The following is a 22345-nucleotide window of genomic DNA, read 5'->3' as shown; positions in this document are numbered from 1 at the left end:
AGGCACGACCTTAACTCTCGTTTATAATATTGGGTGATCACATTTCAATCCACGTGCCTACGTGAGGCACGACCTGCAGGCACCGGGTGACCTCCGTCGGGCTCTTATTTCAATCCACGTGCCTACGTGAGGCACGACAATGGTACGTTCCTTCAATTCTGGGCTCGTAGATTTCAATCCACGTGCCTACGTGAGGCACGACGAGGCGCTGCGACAGCGGGCAGCTGTCCTTGTATTTCAATCCACGTGCCTACGTGAGGCACGACGTTATCCCAATGAGCGGTTGATCCTGGTAGAGATTTCAATCCACGTGCCTACGTGAGGCACGACACATACGGGGGCGTCTCTGTGCGACTGGTAAGTAATTTCAATCCACGTGCCTACGTGAGGCACGACCCGGGACAATCTTTCTCATCGGCGCTGCGAAGTTATTTCAATCCACGTGCCTACGTGAGGCACGACTTGTATGGATACGGAGAATAACTCGGAAGGAGATTTCAATCCACGTGCCTACGTGAGGCACGACAGTTTGGCCTGTCGCCGGGTGGCCCGGCGGAATTATTTCAATCCACGTGCCTACGTGAGGCACGACAGGTGGGGGGCATCCTCGCCACGACACCCGGCACATTTCAATCCACGTGCCTACGTGAGGCACGACCATTGCTAGGTATGCCCTCCAGTACGGGCGCGTATTTCAATCCACGTGCCTACGTGAGGCACGACGCGCGGCCCGATCCGACGCTTGACGACGGGGAATTTCAATCCACGTGCCTACGTGAGGCACGACGGCCTTCTTGTTCGCCCCGGTGAGCTGCATCGCATTTCAATCCACGTGCCTACGTGAGGCACGACCCCGGATGCGACCTTCTTCAGCGATGCGCACGGATTTCAATCCACGTGCCTACGTGAGGCACGACGACCGGCGGGGTGCCGACCAGGACCGCAAACTCATTTCAATCCACGTGCCTACGTGAGGCACGACCGAACGGGTCCACCACGAGATCCCCCGGCCGGGTATTTCAATCCACGTGCCTACGTGAGGCACGACAGCGGTCGTTGATGATCGAGCGAGAACTAGAAATTTCAATCCACGTGCCTACGTGAGGCACGACCGACCCGCAACACGGATGGACATGGGTGAGGGCATTTCAATCCACGTGCCTACGTGAGGCACGACTCTTCGGCTTGCCGTCCTTGCCGGTTGCCGGGGTATTTCAATCCACGTGCCTACGTGAGGCACGACGCTGTACATGCTCGCGAAGAGGGTTGGAAGGTATTTCAATCCACGTGCCTACGTGAGGCACGACATGCGTGACGAAGCGATTCGGCTGGAAAGGTTCCTATTTCAATCCACGTGCCTACGTGAGGCACGACCATCGGACTCTCCCACTACGTGTGGGGCGAGTCATTTCAATCCACGTGCCTACGTGAGGCACGACGCGGCCGGGGGGCGAGGGTCGGGGGTGCGGGGATTTCAATCCACGTGCCTACGTGAGGCACGACAGTTACGGACTGTTTGACGCCGCCGATAAGCTATTTCAATCCACGTGCCTACGTGAGGCACGACCTGCCGGGCGAGAGCCCTCCCACATGTCCGCGAATTTCAATCCACGTGCCTACGTGAGGCACGACCTGCTCTTCGGTCTGCTCTTTGATAATCTCGATATTTCAATCCACGTGCCTACGTGAGGCACGACCAGGCGGGATCGCCTCCGGGGTCGTTGGCGGATCATTTCAATCCACGTGCCTACGTGAGGCACGACCGTCGAGTTGCCGGAACAGGCCGCTGATGAGGTATTTCAATCCACGTGCCTACGTGAGGCACGACCCGATCATCGCTTTCCCCTTCTTCGACCGGAGATTTCAATCCACGTGCCTACGTGAGGCACGACAGCGATCCTCCATCGTCCGTAACCAGAGCATAGGATTTCAATCCACGTGCCTACGTGAGGCACGACGTGGGTGTGGCAGGAAGCAAACTGCCCAAGCAGATTTCAATCCACGTGCCTACGTGAGGCACGACCGGGCGAACCGCTCTGATCTCAAGCCGAAAAACAAGCATTTCAATCCACGTGCCTACGTGAGGCACGACGTGACCTCGGGCAAGCCCCTCTCGGCGAGAGAATTTCAATCCACGTGCCTACGTGAGGCACGACGGTCTGCCAGCGCGTCGTTCATCTCGGTGATCATATTTCAATCCACGTGCCTACGTGAGGCACGACGACCGTGAGCACGACCAGTTCGGGATACTCGATATTTCAATCCACGTGCCTACGTGAGGCACGACCGCGGAGCTCAACGCACAGGGGGTGCAGGCGTATTTCAATCCACGTGCCTACGTGAGGCACGACCGGTGGCCACCGTCTCGAGTTAATACTATAGTAATTTCAATCCACGTGCCTACGTGAGGCACGACCTGCTTCCAGGAAGACCTCCATCGCGTTCCCCATATTTCAATCCACGTGCCTACGTGAGGCACGACCATGCAGCGCGAGAGGTCCTTGATGGAGACCAGATTTCAATCCACGTGCCTACGTGAGGCACGACTGAACCCCGGATCGCGAAGATCGGGTCGGGGGCATTTCAATCCACGTGCCTACGTGAGGCACGACTTCGTACTTGGTGTAGACGGTTCCCGTGACGGTATTTCAATCCACGTGCCTACGTGAGGCACGACTCTGCGTCGAGCACTTCTCGGAGTGGTGGACCGCATTTCAATCCACGTGCCTACGTGAGGCACGACCATATTCCGCGCGGCGTGCTGCCGGAGGATCCTATTTCAATCCACGTGCCTACGTGAGGCACGACTCACAGAGGATCCTCCTCCCCCGGGGCCCGATCGGATTTCAATCCACGTGCCTACGTGAGGCACGACCGTTCCACGGATGGGAAGGCAGGCCATATCGGTCATTTCAATCCACGTGCCTACGTGAGGCACGACGGGGAGGATGCCGTGTTCGTCGGGGTTTTTCGTATTTCAATCCACGTGCCTACGTGAGGCACGACGGATGATCGACCCCTGGCACAAGCCTCGGAGATGATTTCAATCCACGTGCCTACGTGAGGCACGACGGTTCGACGTGGAGCCCTCTACCCCACGCCGCATTTCAATCCACGTGCCTACGTGAGGCACGACGGAGACCGGTTCGCCGCCCGGGGACGGAAGAAATTTCAATCCACGTGCCTACGTGAGGCACGACGGGCGTGGCCGGTGGCCACGATGTTGAGCCGCTTATTTCAATCCACGTGCCTACGTGAGGCACGACCGGGTATGGGAGCAGACCGGCGACCAGTTCCAATTTCAATCCACGTGCCTACGTGAGGCACGACCGACGACCTCAAATCCCTCTCCCGGCGGATCTCCATTTCAATCCACGTGCCTACGTGAGGCACGACTTTATAGATTATTGGTACAAAGTAGAATATGGTAATTTCAATCCACGTGCCTACGTGAGGCACGACGCCGGACGTTAACGCCTGCAAGCTCTGGCTGACATTTCAATCCACGTGCCTACGTGAGGCACGACGGGACGACCGCCTGCATGGGCGGCGGCGAGAAGAATTTCAATCCACGTGCCTACGTGAGGCACGACTTCCCCGCCCCGGTCGATGCAGCGATCAGCCGGTATTTCAATCCACGTGCCTACGTGAGGCACGACTGATGTGGAGCATCAGGAACAGGTGACGGTATATTTCAATCCACGTGCCTACGTGAGGCACGACTAAAATGCTGCTCATAAAGTCCGTTTTCAAAATAATTTCAATCCACGTGCCTACGTGAGGCACGACCTCCTATGAAGTCGATCCCACCGTCACCGAAGACGTATTTCAATCCACGTGCCTACGTGAGGCACGACAAGCCGCCGCCGAGCCGAAGATCATTTCGATGGAATTTCAATCCACGTGCCTACGTGAGGCACGACCCCAGTACCGCGACGTCTGGGACAAATTCCTCGTATTTCAATCCACGTGCCTACGTGAGGCACGACCCGGGACCCTGAATCATTCCGTGCGAAGATCAAATTTCAATCCACGTGCCTACGTGAGGCACGACCGCCCGGCAGAACGCCGACCCGGACGGCATCAAATTTCAATCCACGTGCCTACGTGAGGCACGACTCGTCGCCGGAGGCGTCGCAAAACTCGGTATCGAATTTCAATCCACGTGCCTACGTGAGGCACGACCCGACGGTGCGTGTTCTACCTCTGGGCGCGCGGATTTCAATCCACGTGCCTACGTGAGGCACGACCTCCTACGACGTTTCGCGCCTTTCGGCGAAGACATTTCAATCCACGTGCCTACGTGAGGCACGACAGTGTAGAGGTCGGCGAGATAGGGCGGGTCGGTATTTCAATCCACGTGCCTACGTGAGGCACGACCGGTTCCCTCCGGAAGTGGTCCGCAGGATCGACATATTTCAATCCACGTGCCTACGTGAGGCACGACTTATGTGTTGAGTTTAGTGAGTTTAAGCGAGGAATTTCAATCCACGTGCCTACGTGAGGCACGACGCCCGTCAGGATACCGACGTCCACCATGTCGGCATTTCAATCCACGTGCCTACGTGAGGCACGACCAGGTTGATAGTTCGCAGGATCACCGGTGGGAATTTCAATCCACGTGCCTACGTGAGGCACGACGCCTTCGCCTCCGCCTCGGACATGCCGAGTTTCATATTTCAATCCACGTGCCTACGTGAGGCACGACTCATCGGAGCCACCCCCCGGAGGCGAGTGCGGTATTTCAATCCACGTGCCTACGTGAGGCACGACTTATGTGTTGAGTTTAGTGAGTTTAAGCGAGGAATTTCAATCCACGTGCCTACGTGAGGCACGACTGTCCTGACCTATGCCGATTCAGGCGGCGACGCATTTCAATCCACGTGCCTACGTGAGGCACGACAGGCCCCCCTCGCCCCTCTGGCTCTGGCTGATATTTCAATCCACGTGCCTACGTGAGGCACGACCGGGGATACGCCGTGCTGGAGGGCGCCGCCAAATTTCAATCCACGTGCCTACGTGAGGCACGACCCGCACGGGTCTCATGGCCAGCGAACCCCCGGAATTTCAATCCACGTGCCTACGTGAGGCACGACTCGATATCGCTCCATGAATGGAACGTATAGATATTTCAATCCACGTGCCTACGTGAGGCACGACCGTGACGGGTTCGGGTTCAGGGGCAGGCTCCGGATTTCAATCCACGTGCCTACGTGAGGCACGACATCGGGATCCGGGGGTCCCGGATGTTCGTCATCTATTTCAATCCACGTGCCTACGTGAGGCACGACCTGCTCAGGCACAGATGATGTGATGCTGTGCCCAATTTCAATCCACGTGCCTACGTGAGGCACGACAACGTCGCCGCCGGCACGATCACCTCCCTGGCCGATTTCAATCCACGTGCCTACGTGAGGCACGACAACAAACGGGGGTGGCTCTGTGGCATTTCTGAAAAATTTCAATCCACGTGCCTACGTGAGGCACGACGATCGTGGCATACCTCGTAGACGTCATTAACCGGATTTCAATCCACGTGCCTACGTGAGGCACGACGGGGTTTGCGGTTCCGCCTCTTAAATCTAGTGCATTTCAATCCACGTGCCTACGTGAGGCACGACCAGCATCACGGTGACGTGAGATGACCGGGACAATTTCAATCCACGTGCCTACGTGAGGCACGACCCGAAGAGGAGCGCCGGATCCTCCGGCAAACGATATTTCAATCCACGTGCCTACGTGAGGCACGACCCGAAGAGGAGCGCCGGATCCTCCGGCAAACGATATTTCAATCCACGTGCCTACGTGAGGCACGACCACCGGCCCGGCCGGCTACAACCGGAAACCCCCATTTCAATCCACGTGCCTACGTGAGGCACGACCTCCGGCCGACGCCACAGGCATGGTAGGACAAATTTCAATCCACGTGCCTACGTGAGGCACGACTGCGAAGTACTTCCCCATCGCCCCGTCCGAACTATTTCAATCCACGTGCCTACGTGAGGCACGACATGATGCCAGGCAGCCGCCCGGCGGAGACGTATTTCAATCCACGTGCCTACGTGAGGCACGACTCTATACTATATATCAGGGAACAAATATCTTACTTGCCTTAAGCGCCGCATTATTGCCATCATATCCGATAGAAAGCGTAAAAAACATAGAAGTACACTCTGAAACACAAATACAGTGCTTCAAACGATTAGTTGTCTGCATCACGCCGTGGTTCACCTTAGAAATACAAGAAATGTGCTTCGTATCGGGGAACAGCCAATATTTGCCGGATCGCGAACCTCCCCAGGAAAACGTGGGCACTTCACCTTCGCGGCACTCCTCGGAAACAGTACTACAAAATCAGCACGCCCTCAACATTCAGCCCCGGCTTTGCCCCCACATGCTCCACATGATCTCGACCATGCTTCCCTAGATTATAATACCGTACACTATCAATCGCTGGATCGATGACCTCACCGATCTTCGTTTTCATCTCCATCAGTTGAACAGAATCCACGACACACTCGAAGACCGAATTCTGCACGCGCGTACCATAATTCATGCAGATTCTCGCAACCGTGCGCAGTCTGCGTCTCCCTTCCGGACTCTCTGTATTTACATCATACGTAACCAGAACAAACACCACGCTCACCTCATCACGAACGGTGGATACCCATCGATGTCCCCCCGCAGGTGCCGGGCGAGCAGCATTGACTGTGCATACGGCAGAAGGCCAACCGGAACCCGTTCATCTAAATAGCCGTGCATGACCTCTTCCGTCTTCCGTCGCTGCCACGCCGCAAGAACTGCTTTCCGCCCTGTATCTGTCAGGATCACGGCCCCATTCTCCTTCACCAGGAAATCATCCGCCGCAACAACCCGGTTGTTGATCAGACTCAACACAAACCGGTCTCCGAGATACGGCCGGAACTCCTCCATCAGGTCCAGCGCAAGGCTCATCCGCCCCGGTCGGGCGCGGTGGAGAAACCCCACCTGCGGATCAAGCCCCACGGATTCGAGAGCTGAAGCGCAATCCACCGCGATCAGCGTATAGACAAACGACAGTAGAGCATTCACCCGGTTCAACGGGGGTCTCCTGCTCCGGGACTCAAAAGCAAACGCAGGATCTTGCGACAGGATCAGATCATCGAAACAATCAAAGTAACACTTCGACAGAATCCCCTCACGGCCCCGGAGTTCGTTCAGCGTGTCGGATGGCGATTCCCGCAGCTGGCGAACACCCTCTGTCAGCCATTGAAGACGCTCTGAAAATTCAGGTGATACCTTCTCAGGATAGTCACGGCCAAACCGGAGGAGAACGCTCCGACAGTTCAGCATCTTTCCGAGCACGCAGTTCATTGCAATCCGCGCCGCGGCCTCCTCATCGTCCGAAAGAAGATACTGCCGCTTGCGGAGCAGCACGTTCCCGGACACGCGGCCAGATACCCGTCCAAGAAATTTCCCGTACGGCGACACGAATGCAAGCCCCACGTGGTGAGATGCACATAACTCCATCACGCCCGGACTTGCTCCCATAAACCCAAAACAGATGACCCCCTCCAGGTTGTGAATGGGGATCCGTCCTACCTCCTTGTGCTCAACGGAAACGACGATATTTTCCCCATCTTTCGCGAGATAAGAGTCAGGGTTGGTAACATACAGAACGTTCAGGAGTTTTCTCATGCATCATCCCTCCCTATGCAGGTGGCAAGATAGCGGTCCACCGAACGCCTGCGGGACGAGACGGCTGGCATGCAGAGCTCGACAAGAGAACAGTTTTTGCAGTGCGGCAGCAGGACCGCCGGAGGAGTGGTACCTGCATCGTAGAGCACATACATACCGGCGACTAACTCCGCCACCCGCCTGCGAAGTTCATCGTCAAGAGCTACCTCCGTCCGCCGCCGGGTTTTGCCGTAATATAGATATCCATATTCAATCCGCGTCCGGTACATCTCCTCAAGACAGATCGCCTGAGCGCACAGTTGCACCTCGTCGCGGTCGTCCGGCTTCCGCTTTCCCGCCTTGTACTCTACCGGCACGACGGTCCAGTGCCCCTCCCGTCCGGGGATCACGATCCCCGAATCCGATCGATGATACTCCACCACATCCGCAACACCGTATATCTTCAGCGCGTGGGAGACCAGAGGCACACTCCGCGAGATCAGCACATCGCCCCGGCTCTCCGTGAAGAAAGGATCGTCCGCATTCCTATGCATCTGCCTGCCGCCAAAGGTGAGCACGTTTTCCTTCCACACCTGTTCGATATGGATGAGCGCCCACTGCCGTCTACAGAACGCAAAATGCTGGATGCCGCTGAGCATGAGGTAGTCGTCAGGGTCCATGGAAGTCCTGATCCCGATAAGGCATTATTATAAGTTGTGATATAAGAACCTATCAACAGACGTGACCGCCCATGTACCTTGCTCGCTACGATTCTAAAACCCAGACTCAGTACTTCGTTAAACTCTCCTCCCTCTCCTTCCGTTTGGCTTTGCTCCGCTAGCCTTTCTCTACACCGGGCACCGAGGGAAGGGGCGAGTTAATCTCAATCCACCTCGACATATTCCCTAATACATGAGGAGTTTGAGCTCAGATTTTTGAATAATTCCCGCCATATATCCCAGAAAATCATCATATGCGAGATTCCAGTGGTAAATGTCTTCTGTGATTTGCGGTATATGCAGCTCTTGCAGTTTATAATGGGATATTTGCAGCGAATGTTTCTGTAATTCATGCCAGTCACAATGCCCATTGCGTATTCTATCGACGATTTTAGTGTCTGCAACCGCAATGCGTGTATCCGTATTGATTACCTTGAAATTCTCTTCGACAAATGGAAAATCCTTGTCGATTTCCTTTTCGAGCAACTTCCTGTGAATCGGCTTGCTGCCATATATCTTAAGTTCCTGCTCGATAGCCTCGGTCGTGAGGGACGGAGAAATATCGACTCCTGTTTCTATGAGCTTACGTAGGACTGCGGCGGAATTTTTTATGTCAGGGTTTGATTTTAACATATTGCTCTCTGAAAGACAAAATGTATGCATTTCAGAAACACCGTACTCACCATTTCGGTTGACACGCCCCGCTGCCTGCAACAGCGAGGTCAGCGATGCAAGTTCCCGGAAGCCGGTTCTAAACGAAAAATCAACGCCCGCCTCCACGCAGGATGTAGCGACAAGTGTCCAGTCATCATCATCGGACCTGTTAAGCCGCGCCTTCACCTGCCCAAGCGTTTTCTCCCTGTCGCTCGGCGTAAGCGAGGTTGACAGATGCTCTACGCGCCCGCGCCCGTACTTCTCGCAAATATACTCTGCAACTACCGCCGCGCTTTGCACTGTATTGAGTATAACAAGCCTTGGCCCTTGTGATTGCGCCACAACTTCAACAAATGTCTCCAGTGACTGCGGCGTCAGGTTAGCCTGATATTCTATGCGCTTGCCTTCAAATGCGTTGAGCGAAGCCCTTAAGGATGGATTTACTATATTTGGCACTTCCAACTTTTGTTCGGAGATCTCTTTTATTTCCCAGAATTGATTAAGCGAACCTGAAGCCAGAATCCAATAACAAGACCACTCTTTAGCGTAAATGTTAATCCATCGCCATGCTAATGGCAATAAGTGCGCAGGCAGCGCGCCGTGTGCTTCGTCCACGAATACCGCGCTGCCCGCCAACTCATGCATCCGCCTAAGCGCGGACGGAGTTTTCGCCGCAAGGGTTTCAAAGAATGCAACCGCTGTGGTGACGATGATCGGCGCGCGCCATAGCGCCGTGAGATGCCGCGTATCCTCGCTTTCAAATTCGGCGCGATGGTGCAGTTCAGCCACAACCTCTTCTCCGTTTTCGCCTGGGAAAACCAGTGCTTCACGGTATTTCTCGACCGACTGCTGGATGATATTTGTAAATGGCAGCACTATAAATATGCGACGCAATCCACGCGTATTCGCTTGCGCCAACAGATGCGCCATTACCGCAGTTGTTTTGCCTGAACCAACGGGAGCGTCACAGGCAGCAATGTTTTCACATATCAAGGAGTCCCTACACACTGCATACATTTCAGAGCGCAGTTTATTTCGTTCGTCATCTTCGCCTGTTTTTCTAAGTGTTTCGACATAGTGATCCAATAACGCGAGACGCTCTGCCGGACGAAGCGGGATGGAATTTTCCGCCTCAGGATACTTGCCGTAATGCGAAGCGGTATCGGTGTGGTCGGCATCAACCAGGCAAGACAGCAGCATACGCAAGAATACCGACAAATCCCCCGATGGTATAGCGCTCTCTATTTGCGGCCTTGTGCTTACATTGCTGCTGTGTATTTGCGAATACTCCAATAACGCCGCATCAACCCGCGTCTTTATTTCATCATCGCGGAACGCGGACTCCTCGCGGATGCTCTCCGTGCCAAAATCCGGAAGTCCAATATGGTGCGCCGCGACAGAAACAGCAGCAAGAAGGGCGGGGGATACATCGTCCAGCAAAAAAGCCGCACCTGCATCCGTGTGATTAAGCGGCAGACGTTTTGCCGCTCTCTGGCCGGACAAAACTGACTGATTTTCCCCATCAAGTTTACCCAGATCGTGGTAAACTGCCGCAACTTCCGCTGTAGTTAAAAGCAGTGCGCCGTCGTCAAGGGAGTACCGGGCAGCGTCAGATGCATGACGCCTGGCTCGTTCCGATACTCCGTTGATATGTTGCGCATATGTCTGGGCGGGATACCCATCCTTCGGACTATGAGCGAAATATTCCATCACAGTGTCATCAAATCGACCACTCTATCAATCCGCGATTTGAGATTCTCTGGTAGAGAAGTTTTGTCCTCGTAGTCTGCCCACTCGTTGGAAGGATCAGATACATTACCTATGCGAGTAGGCGTCAACGCCTCAAGCAACAGATAATCCGGGCAGCTTCCAAGCGCATTTTTATGCTCGATATACCAGGCATGACGGATTCGCACATCAGGGCGTATAGCCGAGCGGTTCAAATCGTACGCCTTCGGAATCAACAGTTTGAGCAGTTCTATATCGTCCGGGGTGCAGCCACTCTTTCCCGCGTAGTTTGGATTGATAAAGAATGGCATACAATACACGCCATGCTGTACGATACGGAACGCAAGCGGTGCCATGCCGGCATTTTTTCCCTCTTGCACACCGGCTTTATTTGTGTTCGTATGGCGTACAATATCTATCGGCGATATGGAAACTCCTACGCCAAACTGCGCCACACCCGTCTTGATGAAGCCTTTTGCCGAACCCTCTTCAAGGAACGTGTTGCCGAACACACGAGCATCCCAATATTTTTTTACGAAGATGCTTTTGAGGAAGGACTGTTGATTAAAGTTTTTGGTATCGCCCATTTCCTGTGTAATCTCTCTGCGGTCACGCCCACGTGATTCAAGTATGCGGTAGTGATCCGGATTTTCCTTAAACTTCTCTGGCAGGCTTTTGAAGAATGGGCTATCCGAATCCTCCAACAAATCGCGTAGTTTACGTTTGAAGGATACGGGTGATATTTCGCCGCGGCCATTCGGGCGCTGGCGTGGTTCGCTCTCTCGGTCGGGGTCGCCATTAGGATTTGAATTCACGGCCTCTATTACCAAAAGCCCCGTTGCACGTTTGACTTCATTTTGCATCTGTAAATACCTCCTCAGTAGATTGTTTGTTTGTCAATTTGGGAAGATCCGCAAGGTAACCGATAAACAACTGTGCTTTTTCTAGGTCGCCGAACCGGATATTCTCTGTCAGGTTTTGACGCAGTTGTGGCATGAGTTGGCCATACTGCCGCCTGTACCACGCTGCTAAGCCACTTTTCTCCTGACCCTGCCGTCTGTACTGGTCTGCCCATGCTATGTACGGAATCATTCGCGTACAGAGCAGAGCCACGGCCTGCGCCGGTGTTTCTGATGCCGTTACGAAAACAGAGTTTCCCGCCAGTTGTGGCGGCACTTCACCGTCGCGCTTGACCTCACAATACAGCGCATGCAGCTCGTCGGAAATTTTCAGTAGCTGTCCAATTGAATATGCCGTGTCTTGCATATAATCCTCCTTTGTTATGCCGCTCTTGTACAGGAGCAGCCCGAGTAAGGGAAATAAATCGCCGATTTCCGCTCTAATCACATCTTTAACGGCACTCCTGCCTCTTGGCAGGTTATTGCCGACAAACAGTATCAAACCCAATGAGTTCGCGGTCACGCCTCTGGTAATGCGCAATATCTGCGACGGGATGGGCTTATCCAAAAGCAGCCCCATGCCTTGATAATATCGTATCAGTTTAACCTCGTTCTTGCCGTCCGCACGTGTGCCGTTCCGTTTCCAAACTTTGTTTGCGATTTTTGAGATATTCAAAGGGAACGGTGTGATAGGTTCAGTTCGTGCGATCGGCGGTAGATTGAGGCATCCCCGCTGCCACTCGGTAGCTGCATCTATTAGCCCGCTTGGGGTTAGATTGCGAGAGAACACCACCCTTGCGCGCTTAGATAGGGCCGGCTGCATTTGCTGTAATGCAAACACATGGATATTTTCCGGCTTCTGATTTGTTTCAAGTCCGTTGAGTGTCTTACTAAAATCCTCTGCAACCTTTTCAAACCTGTTTGTGATATCCTCATGGTTCTCCGTACCACCGAAAAGCGCAGTAAACTTAGGCGGAATTTTTGGAACCCTGTTTGGATATACAAACAGCATTGCATCTTTGTCAATTCTGCGCCACGTAATGTTCTCGTTGTCAGGTTTCACAATCCATTCAAGCGAGGTTTTCAGAGTGTCACGATTCGCTTTGTTAACTGGGAAAGAGTGGCCATCAGCTTTTCTATAGCGGTACTGGCACCCTTGCTCACGGAACATGGAACGCAACGCCACCTCAAACCCCGGCGCAAGCCGCACAGAGGGCATGGGTTCGTCAAGCTCCGCATATGGAGATCCAAAAGCATCAAGTTGATCGCTTGTTTCGGGCTGGTGGTCACTTTCGTCGGCAAAAAGCCAATCATTCACTTGCTTTGTGGTATTTTCATTGGCTATTGGATATTCGAATTTATCCCAATTTACTAAATCAAGCACAATCGATACTGAACCAACATCATCTTCCGGCCGCTTCCTTTCGTTTCCTTTATGAATAAGCAATGGCAGATACGCCTTTATATCGCTTGGCAGTCTTTTCCAAACCTGCTGTTTAAGGGTGCTGCGCAGCACGTCAATGTCAAGCGATGTTGTGATGTTCATCAGCGCGACGATTGCGCTATCTTCAGGCATATTCGGCATTTGCCTGTTCAGGCAGCCCGTTATCTTTTTGCGAAGTTTGGGCCCCCAATTATCGGTAGTGCATATCGATTGCAAATAGTTTATATCCAGTTCCGTTTTACCTTCGTAAAGCGCATCGTAATACCTCTTATCTTCATCCGATGTGACGCGGTACAACGGTGCAATGTTGAATGCGGGAAATGTCCCCTGATTATTGCCAAATTTTCGGCAGACCTTCACCAGATCCTTGCTCATCAGCTCAACGTCCGCCACCGCGTCATCATCGCCAAACCATATACGATAACAGGCTCCGCCCGGTAACGGTTTATACTGATGGTGCCACTTTTGCTGCTTGATGTTGTGGCTTGCAAGGGTTGCAGACAGCTGATGCAGTTCGTTCAGCATGGTCTTTCTCCTTTCCCGTAAGCCAGCACGCCTCCTGTAATCTCAACATCCGTGTCATACAGATACGCGACTTCGGATTGGTAGCCTTTTGAAAATACCTGCCGTAGCATAGAGGGAATAACCGCAGTCTCCATATCAGACATGACATGTGTATCATCACGGAACTCGCCGAAATAGGATGGCGTGAACTCCCGCCACCCCAAGCAGGGCACAGCGAAACACTGCCCGCGCTTCAGCCTTCTGGCGAATATCTCTTGATATGCGTGCCCCGGCGACGTGGTTGCGTTATCCCAGTTCTTCGCTGCTTGAGGAAGTCTACCTTTTATCTTATACGGAACAACTTCGGCGTACAAGCGATAGCAGACATCAATAAGAACGGTGGCGCAAAGCTGGTAACTGTCTCCGTGTTTGATGTTCGTTGTTTTTCGCAGTGGGCCACCATAATTTGTGTAATAATTGTGAAACTGCACCGGCGCACAAATTTCCGCCTTAAGTGGAATAATTTCTATCGCAGGTCCCCACAGCACGGACTCAAAAATAGCTTTAACCGCCGAGTATGTGGGTGCTGGATAACTGACGGGGTTGTCACCGGTGTCCGGTCTTGTCCACATAGCGGTGTCGCCGGCGATTTCCAACTGAACGATATATGCTATAGTTTTCACCTCTTAGTTGTTCATCCAGGCAGATCTCTAAGATCTTCAAACAACCCTGACCAGAACTCCACTCACACTCTATGACTTCTGCACCAGGGATCCTCCAATACCTATCTTTCCGCACCCAGGCAACCACCAGAATCCTCAATGCCGGTAACTGTGATCTCTGATTTTCTGTAGCTCGTCTGAGTCCTGTCCCTTTTTTTGACTATTCTTTCTCCATGCTCAAATACCTTTTGCCGGTGTCACACTCGTTTGATATGTTAATCTGAATGAAATCAGCCAAAAAAAGGAGATTCCTCATCGGAAACACACCTAAGCCTTAATTCCACCCTTAAGTTTCTTAGTGCCCTGGCCGATTCGAAAACGACAGTTCATCCGCCCGCCCGGAGGGCAGTATGGAGGTCTGCAAGGTGTTCTGGTGGAAACACAACTCAAAGAGCGGGCAGTATTCTTCCGCAAAGGTTCACCGGACGTTGCATGTGCAGCCGAAGATGGATGCACCGAAGTCCATCGAGGACTACGAGATCACGGTAGACAGGCTGGAAGGTCTCGAACCCGAGATCTTTGAAGGAAGGTAACGAAAACTCTGGCGGTGGACGCCGCCGGTGCGGACCATCCCGACCATCGGGATGGCATATCGGTGAACATCGGTTCGATCGATCTTGATCCAAGAGGTAAAGGTGGGAGAACTCCCCGCCTTCACCGCCTTCCGAGCCAGACTGCAACAACCGCAAGCGCCCCGAGCACGACCACCCACCCGGCCGCCGCCTGTGTCGGCACCGCCGAAGGCTCCGCGGTCGCGTTCTCTGCCTGCGCCTCGATCCAGTCGACCGCATACGCAAGCTGGACGTCCTCCCCGGCCATCGCCCGCGCCAGGGTATCCCGGTCGAGCGGGACCCGCACCGTCGGGGCGACTCCGCCGACCATCGACGCGTTGCTGTCGACCTGGATCCTGCCGTTCTCGTCGAGCGACGCGCCCGCCGGGAAGGCCGTCATGATACCGAGGGGGAGGACCGGCCCGAGAGACTCCATCCCGAACGCCCCGTTTGTCCCGTACCACGAGACGATCGCGCCCGTCCCGGACTCCGCAAAGACCTTCGGGAGCCCTTCGCCTGAACTGATGGTGTAGGGGCTGACGAGGAGGGCGACCGGGCCATCGTATCGGTCGGGCCGGGGCTGTGTCCAGGACTCCCAGAGGACCGCCTGCTCCCCGGTCCCGGGGTCGTAGGTGGTGCCGTACTCGTAGAAGACCGGCCGGTCCACGAACCACCCGGCGTAGGCGGCGGCCAGGTTGTCGTCCCCGCCCCGGTTGAACCGGAGGTCGACGACGATGCCGGGCGCCCCGTCTGCGATCGCATCCTTCACCGCCGCCTTGAAGGGCTGGTAGACGTCGTAAGACTCTTCGTAGATCCCGATGTAGGCGATCCCTCCGGGGAGGGTCCGGGTGGTCACGGTCTCGTTCGTAATCATCGCCTTGAGCTCCGCCGACGATCCGGCCGCTCCGTCGTTGACCTCGCGGCCGAGGAAGATGCTCGTCCGGGCGAGGGTCTCGTAGCCGTCGTCCGCTGCGGTCAGGTTGATCGTGCGGGGGGCTGAGTCCGCCGGGCCGGCGATGCCGACGGTCGCCCCGGCCCCCACCGGTGCCCGGGTCAGGAACCGCTGCTTATGGAGGAGGACACCTTCGGCCGTCGAAGGCTTGACCGGGGTCCAGATGATCGACGTCGCGTCGATCGCCTCCCCGACCGGCCGGCCGTTCCAGGAGATCACCTCGTCGCCGAACCGGATCCCCGCCCGCTCCGCATCGCTCCCGTTTGCGACGTAGGTCACGATTACCTCGCCCGTATCGAGCCGTGCGACGGCGAGCCCGTAGCCGCCGCCGATATCGGCGTGCTTCGCCCCGAAGTCGTCGGGAGAGAGGACCAGGACGTGCCCGTCGGGGATGGCGAAGACGAACTCGCGGAGCGTCCGGTAATACGCGGCGTTGTCATGGTTCCTCTCGGCATCCGCGATCTTCGGCGCGTAGGTCGCGTACAGCGCGTCCCAGTCGACGCCGCGCCACTCCGTAAAGGCGTAGCGCTCTTCCATATAGGCGCACGTCTCGCGGAAGGAGTCGCTCCAGGTCATGCTGCTGAAGTCGGGTGGCCCGTCGGTCAGGTTCGCCATGATCGGCGTGTAGGACGCCATCAGTTCCTCGTTGTAGGCCGTCTCGTTGTTCCGCTCGAACGGGACGGCGGCGTCCGTCCATACCATCCCGCACGAATCGGTGTAGAGGCCGGCGGATACCGGCGACATTACGGAGAAGAGCAGGAGCAGCACGATCAATCCGGCTCTCGCTGTGCGCAAACTCTCTGGTTGCACGATCAACTACCCTGAACATCTGTCTTCTTGCCGGGGATTTGGAGTTTGCGTTTTCTTCCGGCATATCCGGACCGGCGGGCCGGTGAGCCGCCGGAGATCACTCCGGCGGATACGCGACGAGCCCTTCCTTGACGCCCCGGACGAACCCTGCCTTCTCGTCGGCGTCGTGCAGGTGCGTATAGGGGGAGAGGGCTACGCATCCAGGTCGCTCTCAACGGCCTCCCGGACGAGCAGCGTGTCGCTCTACATATCTCGATCCGCCTCTCTGGTAATCTGCTTTTGGCTCTGGAGCGGAGATCGCCCATGGTGTGGCCTCCCGGAGCAACCTATTTACCCGACCATGAACAAGCATATACATCAAAGCGCATACCTGCCTCCCGGAGCCTATCCATGCCAAACTGTACCACCTTCCTCGATGCCAACGCCTGTAACCCCGATAAGATCGCTCTCGTCGTCCCCTCCCGGGGGGAGATCTACACCCGTGCCGAACTTAGGGACCGGGTCGCCCGGGCTGCAGGCGGTCTCCTCGCCCTCGGTATCGAGCGCGGGGAGCAGGTCTGCATCTACCTTGAGAGTTCGCCGGAATACCTCATCACCTACCTCGCCCTCTGGCGGATCGGGGCCGTCGCCGTCCCGACGAACCGGGTATACACGGAGAGCGAGGTTCTCTACGCCGTCCGCGACGCAGAGGCCGTCGCCGTCGTCACCGACGTCGAGGGTGCAGGCCTCGTCGACCGCATCCGCAACCGGGCCCCGGCGCTCCGGCACGTCGTCGCCGTCGGGGGGGAGGCCGCGGGCGCAACGCCGTGGGCCGACCTCTTCGATGCAGCCCCGTGCCGCCGTGCCGCCCATTGCCGGTTCGACGACCTCTGCCAGATCCAGTACACGAGCGGCACCACCGGCAAGCCGAAGGGCGCCATGCTCACCCACGGGAACTGGATCGCGGCGATGGACGCCGAGCGGGACGTTCTCCGGATCACCGATGCCGACGTCTACCTCGGGATCTACCCGATGGGGCACGTCGGGGTGAGCTGGGGGATCGCCACCCTCCGGGCCGGCGGAACCTACGTCGTCATGGAGCGGTTCGATCTCGACCGCTACCTCGAACTCGCCCGTGAATACCGGGCGACGATCGTCGCCGGGATGCCGCCGGTGATCCACTCCCTCATCCAGACCCCGCCGGGGACCGAGGCGGCGCTCGCGACCGCCCGGGCGATGATCAGCGGCGGCGGCCCCCTGACGCCCGGCGTCTGGAAACCCTTCCACGAACGGTTCGGCATTCCCATCGTCAACGCCTACGGCCTCTCCGAGACGGTCGTCGTCGGGACCGGGACCGCCATCCGCCCCGAGCACTACGCGAGCGCCGATGAGTTCCGGAGCGTCGGCACCCCGGTCGGGTTCTCGGAGGTGAAGATCGTCGATGCGAACGATCCCGCACGGGAACTCCCGCCCGGCGTTGACGGCGAGATCGCTCTCCGGGGGCCGGGGGTAGCGCTCGGCTACTGGCAGATGCCCGAAGAGACGGCCGCCGTCTTCCTCCCCGACGGCTGGTTCCTGACCGGTGACGTCGGCCACCTGGACGAAGACGGGATGCTCTACATCACCGACCGCAAGAAGGACATGATCGTGATGTCGGGCTGGAAGGTCTACCCGACCGAGGTCGAGGACGTCCTTGTCCAGCACCCGGGCGTCCGCGACGCGGCGGTCTTCGGGTGCGCCGACGAGCACCGGGGCGAGGTTCCGGTGGCCGTGGTGGTTCCTTCCGGGGAGGATATCTCGCCCGACGAGATCGTCGCTTTCGCCCGCGAACGTCTCGCGGGATACAAGGTTCCCCGCCGGGTCATCATCGCCGGCGAGATCCCCCGGGTGAACGGGTGGAAACTCCTCAGAAAGCGTCTCCGGGAGGAGTACTGCAGCGACGGAGCGCATCCGACAGGGTAGTTATTTAGGAACGGGCGGCAAAGATCCTGCGAGACATACCCGAGGTAGAGACGTGGCAGACACCACCAGACGTTCGACAGGAATTGCGGGCCTGGACCTGGCGCTTGACGGAGGATTCTCACCGGGCACCCGTATCGTCATCGCCGGATCTCCGCTGAGCGGTCTTGAACTCCTGGCACAGCAGTTCTGGCAGGAAGGGGGAGGAGCGGGAGCCTACCTGATGCTTGATACCATGCCGGGAGAGAGTATGATCGACGCACGGGGCATGGACCCCACGGCGATGGCGGCGGCGATGGCGGGCGAGAAGATCGTCGTGGACTCGCTCTCCACGCTGGTCGCCGCCTGGGGGATCGACACGGCCGTCAGGTTCGTCCTCGAGGAGACGCGCCCGATCATCGAGGGGGGTGCAAACATCGTCTACCTCGTCTATACGGGAGTCCACAGCCCCGCGGAAGAGGTGCGGATTATGCGGGCGGCCGACGTCTTCATCTCTCTCAGGCAGCAGGTTCACGGCAACGAGTTCGAGCGGACGCTTGCCATCGAGAAACTCAAAGGTTCGGACGTGCCGCAGCGGGTCATCCCCTATCATATCATCGCAGAAGGCCTCGAACTCTCGACGACGAGCAGGGTGGTCTAGGCTGAAAACCCGGCCCGGCCACATCTTCGCGCGGCTTCGCGTGAGATGATAACGGCCTAGCCCGTGTACTCGGCCCGGATTTCGCCCGCCGCAATAACCATATTTTTCAGTTTTCCGAGCGCTGCGTCGCGCGCCTGCATCCGGAGACCGCAGTCGGGGTCGATGAGCATGAGATCGGGGGAGAAGATGTCGATCCCGGCCTCGATTCGTTTTTCGATAGTCTCGATACTCTCGATGCCGGGGTCGGCGGAGTCCACGCAGCCGTAACCGATCATCCGGCCGCGCAGGTCTTTTGCCGAGAGCACCTCGAGGTTTCCGGGGTTATTCGCGAACTCAAAATCGAATACGGCGACGTTTGTCCTGAGAACGTCATCGATGACGTTCCCGAGGTTCCCGCAGACGTGGAGGCAGACCGGCACCCGGAGCATCCCGGCGATCGCGTTCACCGCCTCGCGGCCGACGGCGAGGTTCGCCGCCCCCGTCGAGAAGATGGGCTCGTCTATCTGGATGAGCGCAACACCGGCGTCCTGGAGATGGTTCGCCTCGACCGCGAGCGCCTGCGCGAGATCGAGAACCAGCTCGTCTTTGTTCCGGTAGAACGGCGTCTCGATCGAGAGGCCGTGCGCGAGCGTGCTCGGCCCGGTGAGGATGCCTTTCACCTTCGGGTGCCGGGAGAGGGCGTATTTCGTGTCCGCGAGGGTGATGGGTCGGGCGGCCGGCTGGACCTTCCCGACGACCGACGACCCGCGGATCCCGGGGAGGTGGGAGGTGAAGGCCCGGATCATGTCGCCCCGGACCTGGCCGTCGGAGATGATGTCGATCCCGGCGCCGATCTGGTCGGCCACCGCTACCTCCACCGCATGTTTCAGCGGGTCCATGAGGGCGCGAACCCCCGAGCCTTTCACCACCGGGTAGCTCCCGACCACGGTGGTCGGGAGGCGCACGCTTGTCAGGGTCATGGGACGGTCCTGTGCCGGTTATGCAAGCACATCGATCCGTAGGTCGGCGGTGTAATTAAACTCATGGCGTCAGTCTGTGCCGGTCACGCGGGAAGAGCACCGCCTCGCGGATGTTTGGAAGGTCAAGCATCGTCATCACCAGCCGCTCGATGCCGAGCCCCCACCCGGCATGCGGGGGCATGCCGTAGCGGAACGGCTTCAAATAGAACTCAAAACTCTCGGGAGAGAGGCCTTTCGCACGGATCCGCTCCACGAGGAGGTCGTGATCGTGGATACGCTGGGCGCCGGAGGAGAGTTCCATCCGGGGGTGCATCATATCGAACGCCTTGCAGAACTCGGGACGATCCGGGTAGGGCATCGCGTAGTAGGGCCTGATATCGGTCGGCCAGTCGACGATGAAGTAGTGCTGCCCGACGGTATCCCCGATCGCCCGCTCGGCCGCCGGAGAGAGGTCGTCGCCGAAGGTGAGTTTCTCCTCGATGACGCGGTTCGCGATCTCGATCGCCTCCGTATAGGGGATCCGGGGGAACGGCTTTGCCGGAACCGTAAGTTCGACCCCGAGTTCCGCGAGCTGGTCGGCGCAGTTCTTCGCGACGTGGTCGTATATGTGGACGATCAGGTCCTCGAGGAGTTCCATGACGTCGTTGTGGTCGGCAAACGAGACCTCGACGTCGAGGCTCGTCGCCTCGTTGAGGTGCCGGACGGTGTTGTGCTCCTCAGCGCGGAAGATGGGGCCGAGTTCGAAGACCGCCTCGAACCCGGCAGCCATCATCATCTGCTTATAGAGCTGCGGGCTCTGGTTCATGAACGCCTCTTTCTCGAAGTAGGCGATCGGGAAGAGTTCGGTGCCGCCCTCGGTCGCCGCCGCGACGATCTTGGGGGTGGTGATGTTGATGCAGCCCCGGGAGGCGAGGAACGCGGTCGCGGAAGAGGTCACGGCGGACCGGATGAAGAAGATGGCGCGGACACGCGGTTTTCTCGCGTCCAGGAACCGGGAGTCGAGCCGGGTATCGAGTTCGGCGGGGACCTTCTCGGCGACGTCGAGCGGGAGCGGGCTCTCTGCGGTGCTGATGATCTCGAGCTCTTCGGGGACGATCTCGCGCCCACCGGGTGCTTTCTCGATTGCCTTTACCCTGCCCTGGACCCTGACCACCGACTCTCGCGAGACGTTCCGGGCGGTATCAAGGATCTCTGCCGGGACTTTCTTCTTCGGGATGGTCACCTGGATGATGCCGGTCCGGTCGCGGATCAGGAAGAACGAGAGTCCTCCGAGGTCGCGAACCTCGTGTACCCAGCCGACGATCTCGGCAGATTCCGTTTCCGGGGTTACGGCCTGTATTGGTAGACGCATGTGAAAAACCTGAATACAGTGTGGGGCCCGGGAGGTATTTTGCTTTGCGCTCCGGCCCGGGAGAAGACTTCGGCGGGGCAGCCGCAGGAAAAGAGATCGGCTGCCCCGGGAGGTGCAGGTCTTAGAGGAAGACCGCTGCGGCGATGACCGTCGTCCAGCGGCCGTCCATGACCCCTTCCGCCGCCTGGCAGGTGTGGGTCGTGCTGATGATCCGGCCGCTCGCCTTGTAGATCTGCTCCCGCTCCTGCCACGCCCTGTCGGGGTCGAACTCGATCCCGAGCGTCGTCGCGAGCATGGTTGCCGCAAGGTCTTCGGCGTATTCGCCCGAGACTTCCGCCGTCTCCCCGAAGGCGTGGTGCTCGGAGAGGTAGCCGTAGGTGTTGCTCTCTTTGGGCATCGCGTGGCCGATGGCCGCGGAGGCGAGCCTGCTCGGCTCGTTGGTCTCGGCGCGGGCCATGACGACGTAGACGATGCTCCCCGGGGAGAGCTCCTTCAAGCCTTCCTCAGGCGAAACCAGCTGGCAGTTCGGGGGGAAGATACTCGAGACGTAGACCAGATTGTACTTCTCGATACCCGCCTCCCTGAGAGCCAGTTCAAACGATGCCAGTTTGTCTTTGTGGATACCCACACCTTTCGTAAAGAAACACTTGGTCGGAACGAACATTAGAGATCTTCTTATCGCTTGAATTTTTTAATATTTTCGGTTATAACAGTCACAAATCAAAAAAGGAACGAAATTTCCTCTATTTTCGGCAATAGGTGGGTAAAATGCCTGCAAACCGGGAATCAGCCTGAAAAAAGCGGGTGGTTACTATGCC

14 protein-coding genes and 1 CRISPR repeat array (1 of these 15 only partly in view) are annotated in these 22345 nt (G+C 57.1%); of the genes, 3 read left to right on the top strand and 11 right to left on the bottom strand.

Going from position 1 to position 22345, the window contains the following annotated elements; all coding sequences use genetic code 11:
• Positions 1 to 6074: a CRISPR direct-repeat array (repeat unit 32 nt; unit sequence ATTTCAATCCACGTGCCTACGTGAGGCACGAC); it reaches 6353 nt to the left of the window's first position.
• Between the two features lie 272 nt (positions 6075 to 6346).
• From cas2 to cas5, 7 genes are all read right to left on the bottom strand, one after another.
• Positions 6347 to 6637: a CRISPR-associated endonuclease Cas2 gene (cas2, locus tag MchiMG62_RS12620; RefSeq protein WP_221058785.1), complete on the bottom strand. Its 291-nt coding sequence runs from the start codon at positions 6635 to 6637 to the stop codon at positions 6347 to 6349.
• A gap of 5 nt (positions 6638 to 6642) precedes the next feature.
• Positions 6643 to 7677 carry a type I-C CRISPR-associated endonuclease Cas1c gene (cas1c, locus tag MchiMG62_RS12615; RefSeq protein WP_221057266.1) on the bottom strand — a complete coding sequence of 345 codons (1035 nt, stop codon included), beginning with the start codon at positions 7675 to 7677 and terminating at the stop codon, positions 6643 to 6645.
• Complete coding sequence (gene cas4 / locus MchiMG62_RS12610; protein WP_221057265.1) at positions 7674 to 8336, bottom strand: CRISPR-associated protein Cas4; 663 nt, start codon at positions 8334 to 8336, stop codon at positions 7674 to 7676. The genes cas1c and cas4 overlap by 4 nt, the downstream gene beginning before the upstream one ends.
• A gap of 225 nt (positions 8337 to 8561) precedes the next feature.
• Positions 8562 to 10739: a CRISPR-associated endonuclease Cas3'' gene (locus tag MchiMG62_RS12605; protein WP_244987722.1), complete on the bottom strand. Its 2178-nt coding sequence runs from the start codon at positions 10737 to 10739 to the stop codon at positions 8562 to 8564.
• The gene (locus MchiMG62_RS12600) at positions 10739 to 11620 is read right to left on the bottom strand and encodes a type I CRISPR-associated protein Cas7 (RefSeq protein ID WP_221057263.1); all 882 of its coding nucleotides are present in this window, start codon (positions 11618 to 11620) and stop codon (positions 10739 to 10741) included. The genes MchiMG62_RS12605 and MchiMG62_RS12600 overlap by 1 nt, the downstream gene beginning before the upstream one ends.
• Entirely contained in the window at positions 11610 to 13625 is a 2016-nt protein-coding gene (locus tag MchiMG62_RS12595) for a hypothetical protein (RefSeq protein ID WP_221057262.1), read from the bottom strand. The genes MchiMG62_RS12600 and MchiMG62_RS12595 overlap by 11 nt, the downstream gene beginning before the upstream one ends.
• Positions 13619 to 14260 (bottom strand): CRISPR-associated protein Cas5, encoded by a 642-nt coding sequence (gene cas5, locus MchiMG62_RS12590; RefSeq protein ID WP_244987721.1) that lies wholly within the window; start codon positions 14258 to 14260, stop codon positions 13619 to 13621. Before cas5 ends, MchiMG62_RS12595 begins: the two co-directional genes overlap by 7 nt.
• A gap of 416 nt (positions 14261 to 14676) precedes the next feature.
• Here cas5 and MchiMG62_RS12585 point away from each other — a divergent pair, with 416 nt between their 5' ends.
• Complete coding sequence (locus tag MchiMG62_RS12585; RefSeq protein ID WP_221057260.1) at positions 14677 to 14859, top strand: type I CRISPR-associated protein Cas7; 183 nt, start codon at positions 14677 to 14679, stop codon at positions 14857 to 14859.
• Positions 14860 to 14980: 121 nt separating this feature from the next.
• On the opposite strand, the gene MchiMG62_RS12580 is transcribed toward MchiMG62_RS12585, so the two are convergent.
• Entirely contained in the window at positions 14981 to 16624 is a 1644-nt protein-coding gene (locus MchiMG62_RS12580; RefSeq protein WP_221057259.1) for a S41 family peptidase, read from the bottom strand.
• A 405-nt stretch (positions 16625 to 17029) separates the two neighbouring features.
• Between MchiMG62_RS12580 and MchiMG62_RS12575 the strand changes: the two genes are divergently transcribed.
• Together MchiMG62_RS12575 and MchiMG62_RS12570 are read left to right on the top strand one after the other, a co-directional pair.
• Positions 17030 to 18580 carry a class I adenylate-forming enzyme family protein gene (locus tag MchiMG62_RS12575; RefSeq protein ID WP_221057258.1) on the top strand — a complete coding sequence of 517 codons (1551 nt, stop codon included), beginning with the start codon at positions 17030 to 17032 and terminating at the stop codon, positions 18578 to 18580.
• A gap of 52 nt (positions 18581 to 18632) precedes the next feature.
• Positions 18633 to 19217, top strand: coding sequence for an RAD55 family ATPase (locus tag MchiMG62_RS12570; protein WP_221057257.1), 585 nt, complete (start codon positions 18633 to 18635; stop codon positions 19215 to 19217).
• Positions 19218 to 19273: 56 nt separating this feature from the next.
• On the opposite strand, the gene MchiMG62_RS12565 is transcribed toward MchiMG62_RS12570, so the two are convergent.
• From MchiMG62_RS12565 to MchiMG62_RS12555, 3 genes are all read right to left on the bottom strand, one after another.
• Positions 19274 to 20176 (bottom strand): methionine synthase, encoded by a 903-nt coding sequence (locus MchiMG62_RS12565; RefSeq protein WP_221057256.1) that lies wholly within the window; start codon positions 20174 to 20176, stop codon positions 19274 to 19276.
• Between the two features lie 61 nt (positions 20177 to 20237).
• On the bottom strand, positions 20238 to 21527 hold the full coding sequence (gene aspS / locus MchiMG62_RS12560; protein WP_221057255.1) for an aspartate--tRNA(Asn) ligase: 1290 nt from the start codon (positions 21525 to 21527) through the stop codon (positions 20238 to 20240).
• A gap of 121 nt (positions 21528 to 21648) precedes the next feature.
• The gene (locus tag MchiMG62_RS12555; protein ID WP_221057254.1) at positions 21649 to 22191 is read right to left on the bottom strand and encodes a pyruvoyl-dependent arginine decarboxylase; all 543 of its coding nucleotides are present in this window, start codon (positions 22189 to 22191) and stop codon (positions 21649 to 21651) included.
• Between the last annotated feature and the right edge of the window lie 154 nt (positions 22192 to 22345).

This window comes from Methanoculleus chikugoensis (assembly GCF_019669965.1).
In the GTDB taxonomy this organism is placed as follows: Archaea; Halobacteriota; Methanomicrobia; order Methanomicrobiales; family Methanoculleaceae; genus Methanoculleus; species Methanoculleus chikugoensis.
The sequence above is the reverse complement of the archived record's forward strand: the minus strand, read 5'-3'. Positions and strand labels throughout refer to the sequence as shown.